12 protein-coding genes and 2 pseudogenes are annotated in these 11,969 nt (G+C 75.1%); 6 read left to right on the forward strand and 8 right to left on the reverse strand.

Annotation, left to right across the window (positions count from 1 at the left end; translation table 11 throughout):
• Together B086_RS0129085 and B086_RS0129090 are read right to left on the reverse strand one after the other, a co-directional pair.
• A complete protein-coding gene (locus B086_RS0129085) occupies nt 1-699 on the reverse strand; it encodes a L,D-transpeptidase family protein (protein WP_026252878.1) in 699 nt (232 codons plus the stop codon).
• A 139-nt stretch (nt 700-838) separates the two neighbouring features.
• The gene (locus B086_RS0129090) at nt 839-1,639 is read right to left on the reverse strand and encodes an SDR family NAD(P)-dependent oxidoreductase (RefSeq protein WP_018569966.1); all 801 of its coding nucleotides are present in this window, start codon (nt 1,637-1,639) and stop codon (nt 839-841) included.
• A 51-nt stretch (nt 1,640-1,690) separates the two neighbouring features.
• Here B086_RS0129090 and B086_RS0129095 point away from each other — a divergent pair, with 51 nt between their 5' ends.
• On the forward strand, nt 1,691-2,245 hold the full coding sequence (locus tag B086_RS0129095) for a hypothetical protein (protein WP_018569967.1): 555 nt from the start codon (nt 1,691-1,693) through the stop codon (nt 2,243-2,245).
• A 60-nt stretch (nt 2,246-2,305) separates the two neighbouring features.
• Here the strand turns inward: B086_RS0129095 and B086_RS0129100 are convergent, their stop codons facing one another.
• The 4 genes from B086_RS0129100 to B086_RS0129115 form a co-directional block, all read right to left on the reverse strand.
• The gene (locus B086_RS0129100) at nt 2,306-3,220 is read right to left on the reverse strand and encodes an SDR family oxidoreductase (protein ID WP_018569968.1); all 915 of its coding nucleotides are present in this window, start codon (nt 3,218-3,220) and stop codon (nt 2,306-2,308) included.
• Nucleotides 3,221-3,351: 131 nt separating this feature from the next.
• Complete coding sequence (locus B086_RS0129105) at nt 3,352-3,981, reverse strand: MBL fold metallo-hydrolase (RefSeq protein ID WP_018569969.1); 630 nt, start codon at nt 3,979-3,981, stop codon at nt 3,352-3,354.
• Nucleotides 3,981-5,066 (reverse strand): S-(hydroxymethyl)mycothiol dehydrogenase, encoded by a 1,086-nt coding sequence (locus tag B086_RS0129110; RefSeq protein ID WP_018569970.1) that lies wholly within the window; start codon nt 5,064-5,066, stop codon nt 3,981-3,983. Before B086_RS0129110 ends, B086_RS0129105 begins: the two co-directional genes overlap by 1 nt.
• Before the next feature lie 114 nt (nt 5,067-5,180).
• Entirely contained in the window at nt 5,181-5,486 is a 306-nt protein-coding gene (locus B086_RS0129115) for a hypothetical protein (protein ID WP_018569971.1), read from the reverse strand.
• A gap of 262 nt (nt 5,487-5,748) precedes the next feature.
• Here B086_RS0129115 and B086_RS0129120 point away from each other — a divergent pair, with 262 nt between their 5' ends.
• The 3 genes from B086_RS0129120 to B086_RS0129130 all read left to right on the forward strand — a co-directional run bounded on the left by B086_RS0129120 (nt 5,749) and on the right by B086_RS0129130 (nt 8,739).
• Nucleotides 5,749-6,114 carry a nuclear transport factor 2 family protein gene (locus B086_RS0129120; RefSeq protein ID WP_018569972.1) on the forward strand — a complete coding sequence of 122 codons (366 nt, stop codon included), beginning with the start codon at nt 5,749-5,751 and terminating at the stop codon, nt 6,112-6,114.
• Between the two features lie 392 nt (nt 6,115-6,506).
• Complete coding sequence (locus B086_RS0129125; RefSeq protein ID WP_018569973.1) at nt 6,507-7,355, forward strand: bifunctional 5,10-methylenetetrahydrofolate dehydrogenase/5,10-methenyltetrahydrofolate cyclohydrolase; 849 nt, start codon at nt 6,507-6,509, stop codon at nt 7,353-7,355.
• A 154-nt stretch (nt 7,356-7,509) separates the two neighbouring features.
• Nucleotides 7,510-8,739, forward strand: a complete 1,230-nt coding sequence (locus B086_RS0129130; RefSeq protein ID WP_026252879.1) for a glycosyltransferase — start codon at nt 7,510-7,512, stop codon at nt 8,737-8,739.
• A 513-nt stretch (nt 8,740-9,252) separates the two neighbouring features.
• On the opposite strand, the gene B086_RS0129135 is transcribed toward B086_RS0129130, so the two are convergent.
• On the reverse strand, nt 9,253-10,473 hold the full coding sequence (locus tag B086_RS0129135) for a glycosyltransferase (protein WP_018569975.1): 1,221 nt from the start codon (nt 10,471-10,473) through the stop codon (nt 9,253-9,255).
• Nucleotides 10,470-11,258, reverse strand: coding sequence for a MerR family transcriptional regulator (locus B086_RS0129140; protein WP_026252880.1), 789 nt, complete (start codon nt 11,256-11,258; stop codon nt 10,470-10,472). Before B086_RS0129140 ends, B086_RS0129135 begins: the two co-directional genes overlap by 4 nt.
• A gap of 287 nt (nt 11,259-11,545) precedes the next feature.
• Here B086_RS0129140 and B086_RS44780 point away from each other — a divergent pair.
• Nucleotides 11,546-11,741 (forward strand): annotated as a pseudogene (locus tag B086_RS44780) (2Fe-2S iron-sulfur cluster-binding protein); the annotation flags it as partial.
• 3 nt (nt 11,742-11,744) lie between these two features.
• Nucleotides 11,745-11,945, forward strand: a pseudogene (locus tag B086_RS45135) (molybdopterin cofactor-binding domain-containing protein); the annotation flags it as partial.
• Nucleotides 11,946-11,969 lie beyond the last annotated feature (24 nt).

The raw sequence follows: 11,969 nt of genomic DNA on the forward strand, positions 1-11,969 counted from the left end.
TCAGGTGCCCGGCTTGCGGCCGTAGACGAAGACGTCGTCGCCCTTCTTCAGCAGCGACCAGTACTTCTTGGCGTCCTTGGTGGTCATGTTGACGCAGCCGTGCGAGCCCGGCGGGTTCCACACGCTCACGCCGACCGAGTGGAAGGCCTGGCCGCCGTCGAAGAACTGGCTGTAGGGCATCTTCACGTGGTACAGCGTCGACACGTGGTCGATGTGCCGCCAGTAGATCTTCTTCAGACCGGTGCGGGTCTCGTACTTGTCGCGCCCGGTGCGCACCGGCACGGGACCGTACACCAGCCGCTTGCCGTCCTGGATCCAGCTGAGCTGGAGCGTGAGGTTCACACAGGCTATGCGGCCCTTGTTGGTCGGGCACCTGCCGTCCTTGTTCGGGTTCTTCCCGACGGCCTTCTGCTTGTTCATGAGATCCATCACGCCCCAGGTGACCGGACCCGCGTACCCGATCGTGGGGGTGATGCCGTGCTTGCTCTGGAAGGCCTTGATCGCCTTGCAGTCGGCGGCCGACTGCCGGCCGTCGGCGGGACGGCCGAGGAACTTCTCGACCTTCTTCTGGTACGGCCCGGTCGACGCCGTGCAGCTCGACGCCGCCTGGGCCGGTGCCGTGCCGAGCGCGAGTGCGAGCGGCGTCACCAGTCCGGTGACGCCCAGCACCACGGCGCCTCGTCTGCCCATCTGCCTCATGCTGGGCTTCCCCCTCGGTTCAGTCGTGTGTCCGCGCTTTCCGGACACTTCCGGACAGCTAGACCGCCTCGGGACCGTGCCGGTTGTGGAACGGTCCGCATCGAGACGGAACGGTGACACTCGGCGCCGCGCGGCGGCCTCACCCGGTGCGGCCGGGTGTCCCCACCGCGGTGTGGAAGCCCGTGTTCACGGCGGTCAGGCCGCCGTCCACGGTCAGGGCGGTGCCGGTGATCCAGGCCGCGTCGCGGGAGGCGAGGAAGGCGACGGCGGCGGCGATGTCGTCGGGCTCGCCGATCCGGCCCAGCGGATACAGGGCGCCGAGCCGGTCGAGCGCGGCCTCGCGCCCCTGCCAGGCCGAGGTGCGGACGGTGCCGGGAAGGACGACGTTGACCCGCACCCCGCGCGCGCCCGCGTGCCCGGCGAGGGTGCGGGCGAGCGAGATCAGGCCCGCCTTCGCCGCGCTGTAGGCGTGGTTGCCGAAGTCCTGGAGGCCGTTGACCGAGCCGATGCCGACGATCGCGCCCCGGCCCGAGGCCGCGAGGTGGGGCAGCGCGGCGCGGAAGCAGCGGCGGGCCCCGTGCAGGGTGATGTCGAGGTCGCGGGCCCACGCCTCGTCCGGGTCGTCCTCGAAGAGCGGGGTGTCCGGGGAGCAGTGCGCCGCGGCGGTGACCAGCACGTCGAGCGAGCCGAAGGCGTCCACCGCGTGTGCCACGGCCGCCTCGACCGCGTCCCGGTCCGCCACGTCGCACGGGCGCGCGCGTGCGTCGAGCCCCTTCTCCCGCAGGCCCGCCGCGGTCTCCTCGGCCGCGTCCCCGTCCGCGTCGGTCACCAGGACCCGCGCCCCCTCCTCGGCGAGCCGGCGCGCGGTGGCCGCGCCGATGCCGCGCGCCCCGCCGGTGACGACAACTCCGTACCCCTCGAACCGCCTTGTGTCCGTCATGCCCCGAACCTAGTGCGGCCGCGCCCCTTCCGGGCAGATACGGTGCAGCACATGTCCGCCTTTCTCCAGCAACTCCCCGCGCTCATCGGTGTGGTGATCGGCGCACTCGGCTCGTACCTGGCGGTGGTGCGCAGCGACCGCGCCCGGTTCGAGCGCGAGCGCGCGACCCGCTGGGAGGAACGGCGCCTCGCGGTGTACGCCGACTACGCGCGGGTGCTGAAGAAGGCCGTCACGCTGTCCTACCGGGTCGCCGCCCACCTCGGCGACGACCCGCACCCGCATCCGCTGCCCCTCGCCGAGGCCGAGCCGCTCCTGGCGGAGGCCGCCCTCGCCCGGGACCCGGCGGGCGAGGCACTGATCATGCTGGGCGCGCCCGAGGTCGTGGAGCGGGCCCGGGTGTGGGTCCTGGTGGCGATGGACATGGAGCGGTTCCTGCGCGAGGAGCGGCACGCCCCCGAGGCTTGGCAGGCCCTGCTGACCCGCCAGCGCGAGGCGCGCCAGGGCTACTACGCCGCCGTACGCACCGACCTCGCCCTCCCGCCGGGCCACCCGGCCCGCTGGCAGGTCCCCGGGCCGACACAGCCGCCGGTACCGGGGGCGCGGTGAGCGAGTGGGCCGACGGCCCGGCGGCCGAGCAGGCCGCTGTTCTGTTCCGTGTGTGTGCGTTCAGCGGTAGCCGGTGGTGTCGGCGGGGAGGTTCCTGTCCTGGACCTCGGCGAGGTAGCGCCAGGCGTCGGGGCGGCTGCCGTCCAGGTCGGTGAAGCCGTACTCGCGGGCGAGGGCGCCGCTGGACAGGGACCGGCCGTTCCAGCGGGTCGCGTCCGGGTCGGCGGCGAGCGCGGCGACGGCGCGGCCCACGTAGCGGGGGGTCTCGGAGATCGCGAAGTGCGGGACCTCCGCCAGGGCGTCGCGCCAGTTGTCCTCGCGCACCCCGAAGTGGTCGAGCATCAGTTCCGAGCGGAGCCAGCCGGGGGTGAGCGCGACGGCGGTGGCGCCGCGCGGCCCGAGTTCGTGGCCGAGGGCGAAGGCCATACGCAGCACGGACGCCTTGGCCAGGTCGTAGAAGAGGCTGACCCGGTAGGTGTCCCGGTTGTACTCGGCGGTGCCGTCGGTCATCTCCACGACCAGGCCGCCGGGCCGGCGCAGCAGCAGCGGCAGCGCGTGGTGGCTGGTGACGAGGTGCGTCTCCACGGCGAGGCGGAGCAGCCGCAGCCCGTTGTCCAGGTCGTGCTCCCACACCGGGGTGTCCCACTCGAAGAGGTGCTCGCCGCCCCAGATGTCGTTGACGAGCACGTCGAGGCGGCCCTGTTCGCGGTCGACGCGGTCGACCAGGGCACGGACCCGGCCGGGCTCCAGGTGGTCGACGGGGACGGCGATGCCGCATCCGCCGGCCGCGGTGACCAGGTCGGCGGTGTCCTCGACGGTCTCGGGGCGGTCGTACTCGGAGCGGCGGGCGCGGGTGCTGCGGCCGGTGACGTACACGGTGGCCCCGGCGGCGCCGAGTTCCACCGCGATCCCGCGGCCCGCCCCGCGGGTCGCGCCCGCGACCAGCGCGACCCTGCCCTCCAGTGGACGTGACATGCCCGGCCTCCCCTGTGCTCGCTGGTGCGTGCGGCGCGCGGTGGGTCCGCGCGGTGTGCACGCCGAGCATCGCGGGGAAGCCGGACATCTCCTGTCAGGTATTTCCGGCGGGGGCGGGCCCCGGCGGCGGCTCAGTGGCCGCGGGCGATCCACTCCTGGAGGTGCGGGGCCTCCACGCCGATGGTGGTGGTGTCGCCGTGCCCGGTGAGCACCTTCGTCCCGGGCGGCAGCGTCAGCAGACGGTCGCGGATCGAGTCGATGATGGTCGGGAAGTGGGAGTAGGACCGGCCGGTGGCGCCGGGGCCGCCCTGGAAGAGGGTGTCGCCGGTGAAGACGACGCCGAGCCCGGGGTCGTACAGGCACACCGCGCCCGGCGCGTGACCGGGGGTGTGCAGGACCGTGAGGTCGGCGCCCGCCGCCTCGATCACCTGGCCGTCGACGAGGTGCTCGTCCGGTTCCCGGTCGGGGTGGGTCGCCCGCCACAGCGGCAGGTCGTCGCGGTGCAGCCAGATCACCGCGCCGGTGAGGTCCGCGAGCGCCGGGGCGGCGTCGATGTGGTCGTTGTGGGCGTGGGTGCAGACGATGGCGGTGAGCCGGCGGTCGCCCACGGCGGCGGCGATGGCCTCGGCGTCATGGGCGGCGTCGATGACGATCGCCTCGTGGTCGTCGCCGACGATCCACACATTGTTCTCGACGTCCCAGGTGCCGCCGTCCAGGGTGAACTGCCCGGCGGTGACGAGGCGTTCGATGCGGGCGGCCATCAGAGGACCACCACCGAGCGCAGCACCTCGCCGCGGTGCATCCGCTCGAACGCCTGCTCCACCTCGTCGAGTCGGATGGTCTCGGACACGAACTTGTCGAGCGGCAGCCGTCCTTGCAGATGCAGGTCGACGAGCATCGGGAAGTCGCGCGAGGGCAGGCAGTCGCCGTACCAGCTCGACTTGAGCGCGCCGCCGCGTCCGAAGACGTCCAGCAGCGGCAGTTCGAGCTTCATCTCGGGGGTGGGCACACCGACCAGGACGACGGTCCCGGCCAGGTCGCGGGCGTAGAACGCCTGCTTGTAGGTCTCGGGGCGGCCGACCGCGTCGATGACGACGTCGGCGCCGAAGCCTCCGGTCAGGTCGCGGATCGCGGCGACCGGGTCGTGGTCCTCGGAGTTGACGGTGTGCGTGGCGCCCATGGTGCGGGCGGTCTCCAGCTTGCGGTCGTCGATGTCGACGGCGATGACCTTCGCCGCGCCCGCCAGATGCGCCCCGGCGATCGCCGCGTCGCCGACACCGCCGCAGCCGATGACGGCGACGCTGTCGCCGCGGCCGACGTTCCCGGTGTTGATGGCGGCGCCGATGCCGGCCATCACCCCGCAGCCCAGCAGTCCGGCCACGGCCGGGGAGACGGCCGGGTCGACCTTGGTGCACTGCCCGGCGGCCACGAGCGTCTTCTCCGCGAAGGCGCCGATGCCCAGCGCCGGGGACAGCTCGGTGCCGTCGGTGAGGGTCATCCGCTGCCGCGCGTTGTGGGTGTCGAAGCAGTACCAGGGCCGTCCGCGCAGACAGGCGCGGCACCTGCCGCACACCGCACGCCAGTTGAGGACGACGAAGTCGCCGGGCGCCACCTCGGTGACGCCGTCGCCGACCGACTCCACGATGCCCGCGGCCTCGTGGCCGAGCAGGAACGGGAACTCGTCGTTGATTCCGCCCTGTTTGTAGTGCAGGTCGGTGTGGCACACGCCGCAGGCCTGGACCCGTACGACGGCCTCGCCGGGCCCGGGGTCCGGCACGACGATGGTCTCGACCCGTACGGGTTCGTTCTTCCCGGGTGCGATCACGCCGCGCACTTCCTGCGCCATGGTGGAGTTCCCTTCCGTCGGCCGTTCGTCCGTCCCCGCGACCCTACGCCGTGACCGGCCGGCGGCGGCGCGAACCCCGCGCCGCCACCGGGTGTCCGGCGGGCCCGCTCCGGCTCAGCTCGGGATGGCGGGGACCAGCCCGAACAGGGGGGAGACAAGACCGGCGACCGCGTTCAGCCGGCTCAGCTCGTTCAGGTCCTGGACGTGCTGGAGCGAGGAGAGCTGGTCGGAGACCGGCGGCACCGCGTCCTGCCGGTCGGCGGGCAGCCCGGTGCGGGCCAGCGAGTCGAGCACGCCCACGGGCAGCGCCCGGCCGACCACCGGCACGGACGAACCGGCGGCGCTCGCGGGGAGTGCGGCGAGCCCGGTGAGCGAGGCAGCGAGGGAGGCGACGGCGACGATACGTCGAGTGGAGATCATGTCCTGAGCAACGGCGCCCGGTCCCGCCCGGTCACGGGCGCGCCCGCCCGCTCACCCGTCAGGACGAGTACACAGCGAGCACGGGACGAGTACGGCACGAGTACGGCACGAGTGGGGGCGGGCGGCACAGGACGGGCGCGGGGCGGGTACCGGCGCGTCGCCCCGGCCGCACTTGCCGGTCCCGGCGCCCCGGAGGACGCTCGAAGGAGAGGCCCCGGAAGCGGCTCCTGCTCCGGGGCGCCGGGGCTCGTAGGAGGCCACCATGGCGACCACGGCAGGTCCCGCCTTCGACACCGGCGCGCTGCGCCGGGGCATCGAGGAACACGCGGCGCCCACGCTGCTGTCGCTGTACGCGGACGACGCGGAGATCCGCATCGTGGACCGCGACAGCAGGCCGAGCCACCCCAGGGTCCTGCGGGGCCGGGCGGAGATCGGCGCGATGCTCGACGACGTCTACGGCCGGGACATGACGCACCGGCTGGAGCGGTGCGTCGTCGAGGGCGACCACGCGGCGTACGTGGAGTCCTGCGCGTATCCGGACGGTGTCCGGGTGCTCGCGGAGTCCATGGTCTCGCTGCGCGACGGCAGGATCACCGACCAGATCATGGTCCAGGCATGGGACGAGTGACGAGGAGGACCGCGGGATTCCAGGTCAGCTCCCGGCTGACCTGGTCCTTTTCGGCCCGCGGTGGACTGGGGCGGGCGCGTTCCCCGCTGGCGCGGCGCTCCGGTCCGGCCCGGACGGCCACGGCGGCGGCCCGGTGCCTGTCCACCGCGCTGCTGCGGTCGGTGCTGCGCGCGGCCCGGCCCGGCGCGCGGCCCGCCGCGGCACGGGCCCGGCGGTCACGGCGGGGCAGGCTCCGGTGAGCGGGCCGCACCCCCGGCGAAGGGCTTGCGCGGTCCTCGCCTAAGCTGGGGGCGGGCCGTGACTGGCGCTGAGGTGGAGCACCACCGGGGAGCGGCCCCAGCCGACGTCACAGCCGCGCGCCTGGGCGATCCGCCGCATGCTCAGGAGTGGACATGTCCCAGGCCCGTCTCATGGACGGCACCGCCCTCGCCCGCCGCATCGTCGAGCGCACCGCGCACCGGGCCGCCGACCTCATCTCCCGCACGGGCGTCCGGCCGTGCCTGGCCACGGTGCTGGTCGGCGAGGATCCGGCCTCGGTCACCTACGTCCGGATGAAGCAGAACCGGTGCCGCACCGCGAACATCGCCTCCCGGCACGTGGAGCTGCCCGCCGCGACCACCACCGCGCGGCTCGTGCAGACGCTGCGGGACCTCTCGGCGGACCCGTCGGTCCACGGCATCCTGCTCCAGCACCCGGTCGGCGACCACATCGACGAGCGAGCCGCGTTCGAGGCGATCGCGCCCGAGAAGGACGTCGACGGCGTCACCTTCGCCTCCTTCGCCACGATGAGCTTCGCCCTGCCCGGGTTCGTCTCCTGCACGCCCGGCGGCATCATGCGGCTGCTGGACGCCTATGACGTCGATCCGGCCGGGAAGCGGGCCGTGGTGGTGGGGCGCAGCGCGATCCTCGGCAAGCCGGTCGGCATGCTGCTGCTGGCCCGGGACGCCACGGTGACGTACTGCCACTCCCGGACCCGGGAGCTGTCGTCCGTGGTCCGCGAGGCGGACATCGTGGTGGCGGCCGCGGGCCGGCCGCGGCTGGTGCGCGGCGAGGACGTCAAGCCGGGCGCGGTCGTGATCGACGCGGGCTACAACGCGGGCAATGTCGGGGACGTGGACTTCGAGACCGCGGTGGAGCGCGCCTCGCTGATCACGCCGGTGCCGGGCGGGGTCGGCCCGATGACCATCGCCACGCTGCTGGAGCAGACGGTGGACGCGGCCACCCGGCAGCTCGGGGTATGATCCCGGCCCCCCGGCCGAACGGCCCGAGCGGGTACGGCGTCCGGACGGGTGCGGCCGTTGCGGGCGCGTGGGGGTGGGCGCGCCGACATGGCCGGGTCGTTCGCCGTCGGCGGGGCCGCGCGCGGCCATACTGGCCGACGTGCGCGTAACGATCATGACGGCGGGTTCCCGGGGTGACGTGGCCCCCTTCACCGGGCTGGGGCACGGTCTGGCCCGCGCGGGCCACGCGGTCACCCTGGTCACCCACGGGTGCTTCGAGCCGCTGGTCGCCGGTTCGGGCCTGGACTTCCACGCTCTGCCGGTGGATCCGCGGGCCGAACTGGAGTCCACCCGCGGCCGGGGGCTGCACCGCAGCGCGACGGACACGGGCAAGATGCTGCGCGCCGTCGGTCTGGTGCGCGCGGCGCTCGCCCGGATGACGGACGACCTGGTCGCGGCGGCCGAGAAGAGCGACGTACTGCTGCTGTCCGGGTCGCTGGGACCGGTCGGGCACGCGATCGCCGAGGCGCTGGGCGTGCCCAGCATCGGCACGCATCTGCAACCCCTCTCCCCCACCCGGGAGTTCGCCCCTCCGCTGCTCGGCGGCGGCCACTGGGGCGCGGCGGCGAACCGGCTCGCGGGCCACGGGGTGAACCTCGCCATGGAGCGGGTCTTCTCGGCGGCCGTGCCCACCGTGCGGGCCCGGCTGGGTCTTCCGGCCGCCCGGCGCGGCACCGCCCGCCGCATCCGGGCGGGGCTGCGGCAGCCGGTGTTCCACGGGTTCAGTCCGCTGGTGGTGCCCCGGCCGCGCGACTGGCGGCCCGGCCTGCGGGTGTGCGGCTACTGGTGGCCGTACGACCGTGAGGACGGGCTGCCCGCGTATGTGCGGCGGTTCCTGGACGCGGGGCCCGCGCCGGTCTTCGTCGGCCTCGGCAGTGCGACGGTGCCCGACCCGGCCCGGCTGAGCGGGACCATCGTGCGCGCGCTGCGGCTGGCCGGGCTGCGCGGAGTGGTGCAGCGCGGGTGGGGCGGGCTCGCGGCGACCGGCGAGGACATGCTGACCATCGACGAGGTGCCGCACGCGGCGCTGTTCCCGCGGATGGCGGCCGTGGTGCACCACGCGGGCGCGGGCACCACCGCGGCCGGGCTGCGCGCCGGGGTGCCCGCCGTGCCGCTGCCGGTCCAGTTCGACGAGGGCTTCTGGGCCGAACGCCTGGTGTCCCTCGGGGTGGCCCCTCACGCCGTCCCGCTGCGCGGGCTCACCGCGAACGGCCTCGCCGCGGCCCTCGCGCGGGCCACCCGCAACCCTCTCCACCGGGAGCGCGCCGAGACCCTGGGCGCCCGCATCCGCGAGGAGGACGGCGTCGCGCCGGTGCTGCGGGCGGTCGACCTGCTGGCACGCTGAGGGACGAGGGACCGGGGGTGCCGGGCGCCCCCGGCCGGCCGGATCCCAGTGGCCGGGCGCCCCTGCGGCCACGCGGCCCTTCGGCGTCCCGCACCACGCCGGACGCCATGCGCGGCACCGGCATCGGCACCGCGCCGGGCCCGGACCCGCCCGGTCCGCCGGTCCGCCCGCCTGGTCGCACCGGGCACCCCCCCCCCGCCGCACGGCCGGGGTCGCCCCCTGACGCCCGGCGGTCACCCGCGCGCGGAGCACCGGCCCCTGGCGACGCCGAAGCACTACCGGCCCTCCCGGGCCGCGGTCCGGCCGCCGGTCCGCCTGCCCGGTCGCGCCGGGCACCCCCCGCCGCACGGCCGGGGCCACCCCCCGGCGCCCGGCAGTCACCCGCGCGCGAAGCACCGGGCCGGGGCGACGCCGAAGCACCACCGGCCGCCCGTCCCGCCCGGCCCCGCCGACGGCACGGGCGGAGGCCCGCGCAGGCCGCCCGCCCCGCCCCCGTCGGCCCCCGCCTGCCCCTCAGTTCTTCAGCCGCCCCGCCGTCTCCACTGCCTCCACCACACGTCCCACCCCGTCCTCCTCCGCGAGGCGCCCGGCGACGGTGGCGGCGGACCGGGTGGGGGCCGGGTCCCGTACCGCGCGGTCGAGAGCGTCCGCCAGGCGCTCGGGGGTCAGGCCCGCGAAGGGGATCGCGGCGGGGGCGGCACCGAGAGAGGTGAGGCGGGCGGCCCAGAACGGCTGGTCGGCGGTGACCGGTACGGGGACGGAGGGCACCCCGGCGCGCAGGACCGCCGCCGAGGTGCCCGCGCCCGCGTGGTGCACGACGGCGGCCATGCGCGGGAACAGCAGGGCGTGCGGCACGTCGCCGACCGTGAGGACGTCGTCCCCCTCGGCGGCGAGCCCGGCGGCGCCGGACTGGAGGACGCCGCGCAGCCCGGCCCGGCGCAGCGCCCGTACGACGGTCCCGCTCAGGCGCTCCCCGTGGCCGCCGGCCATGGAGCCGAACCCGATGAACACCGGCGGGGGTCCGGCGGCGAGGAAGTCCGCCAGGTCCGCGGGCAGCCGGGCGTCCGGGTCGGTGTACGGCCACCAGTTGCCGACGACGTCGAGACCGGGGCGCCAGTCGGGCGGGCGGGGCACCACGTGCTCGCTGAAGCCGTGCAGCACGGGCCAGTGCGCGGCCTCCCGGCGGCGCCGCTCGGCGGCCGGGGTACGCGCGGGCAGGCCCAGCTCGCGGCGGAGGGCGGCGACCGCGTCGCCGTAGAGGCGGTCGGCCGTCCGCAGTCCGAGGCGGCCCGCGGCGCGGTTGCCGAGGCGGCCCAGGGAGCGGATGCCGGTGACGACGGGCGGGAAGGCGCCGGTGGGCGCGGTGGGCTGGAGGTAGGCGCCGACGCTCGGCAGGCCGGTGGCCTCGGCGAGGTGCCAGCCGAGCGGGGCGGTGGTGGTGGACAGCACCAGCAGCTCGGTGCCGTCGCCGACCGCTGCGGCGAAGCCTCCCGCGAGCCGGTTCACGAACGCGGCGGCGCCGCGCATCAGGCCCCGCCGGTCCGGGGTGCCGCCCTGGGCCTCGGGTCGGCCGGGCAGTCCGCGGAACTCCAGTCCGGCCCTGCGGACCAGCGGCGCGAAGGTGTCCGGGGCGGCGAGCACGACCTCGTGTCCGGCCCGGCGCAGCCCGGCGCCGAGGCCGGTGTAGGGGTCGACGTCGCCCCGTGATCCGGCGGCGGCGATCAGGATTCTCATCGGTCCCCCTCGGGGTCGGTGCGGCGGGCCGCGTTGGCGTGCACGGCCCTGCCCAGATAGGCGGCGAGGCCGGGGCGCTGCTGGGAGGGCGGTACGACCAGGGCGAAGGCGCGCGGGTCGGCCACGATGTCGTCCGCGATGCGCCGGTGCATGGCGGGCGGGCAGGAGGTGAACCAGCGGGAGATGTGCAGCCGGTGCTCCTCGGCGAGGTCCATGGCGCGTTCACCGTCGGCGCTCTCGCCGTCGTCGAAGGCGGCGAGCAGTTCGGCGCGCCACGCCGCGGCCTCGCGCATCAGCCGCCGCCAGTCGTCCTTGCTGTGCGCGGCGGCCCGTGCCATGGACTCCCGCTGTCCTTCCGAGCCGGCCCATTTGAGCTGGGCCTCGGTGGCGTAGCTGAGGTCGAAGGCGATCTCGCCGAAGACCTCGAAGCGTTCGGCGGGGGTGAGGGTCACTCCGGTCTGCTGGACCTCGATGGCCCGTTCGGCGACCTCGGCGAGCCGCTGGAGCCGGGTGATCTCCTCGCCGAGCCGCCGCTGCCGGGCCCGCAGGTGTGCGAGCGCGTTGGCCTGCGGGTCCTTGAGGATGTCGGCGATCTCGTCGAGGGAGAAGCCGAGTTCGCGGTAGAAGAGGATCTGCTGGAGGCGTGCCAGGTCGGCGTCGTCGTACAGCCGGTACCCGGCGCGGCTGCGGCCGCCCGGCGACAGCAGCCCCGCCCGGTCGTAGTGGTGCAGCGTGCGCACCGTCACTCCGGCAAACGCCGCCACCTGTCCCACGGAGTAGCTCATCCACCTGCCCTTTCGTCGGCTCCGTCGGCGTACAGCGTGCGGCCTGACGCAAGGGCAGGGTCAAACGCCGGACGGGGGTCTACGCCTCACCCTCCAGGGCGCACACGGCGCTCCGGGCGCGGGTGGTGAACCCGGGCAGCAGGCTGGACGTGCTCTCTTGCCGAGCCGACGCCCCCGGCGGTTCGCACCGCACCGCTCGCCGTGCCACAGACCCGGTCATAGAGTGACGTACGTCACGCTGGTCGCTGACATCCCTCGCGTACGCCCGTTCGGCCCCTGGAGGGCACATGACGCACATCTCGGTCACGGTGGACGGCACCGCGTACGAGGACGAGGTGGAGCCCCGGCTGCTGCTGGTGCACTATCTGCGGCTCCTGCATCCCGGGCATGCTCATGGCCGCGCGTGACCTGCTGCGGGAGAACCCGCGGCCGGACGCGGCCGAGGTGCGCCGGGCCCTGGAGGGCAACCTGTGCCGGTGCACCTGGACCCGCGAGGGGAGGCTGCTCGGCCTCCGGGTCCGGCTGCTCGCCGACATGGGCGCCTGTCTGATGCTGGTCACACCGGGCATCTCGATCCTGGGCGCGTTCATGTACCCGGCGATCTGCACGATGGACTCCTACGCGTTCAACTGCACCGGGGTGTTCACCACCCGCACCCCGACGGACGCCTACCGGGGCGCGGGGCGTCGCCTCGCTCGCCGGTTCGGCGGA

Origin of the sequence: Streptomyces sp. PsTaAH-124, from assembly GCF_000373685.1 — a bacterium.
In the GTDB taxonomy this organism is placed as follows: domain Bacteria; phylum Actinomycetota; class Actinomycetes; order Streptomycetales; family Streptomycetaceae; genus Streptomyces; species Streptomyces andamanensis.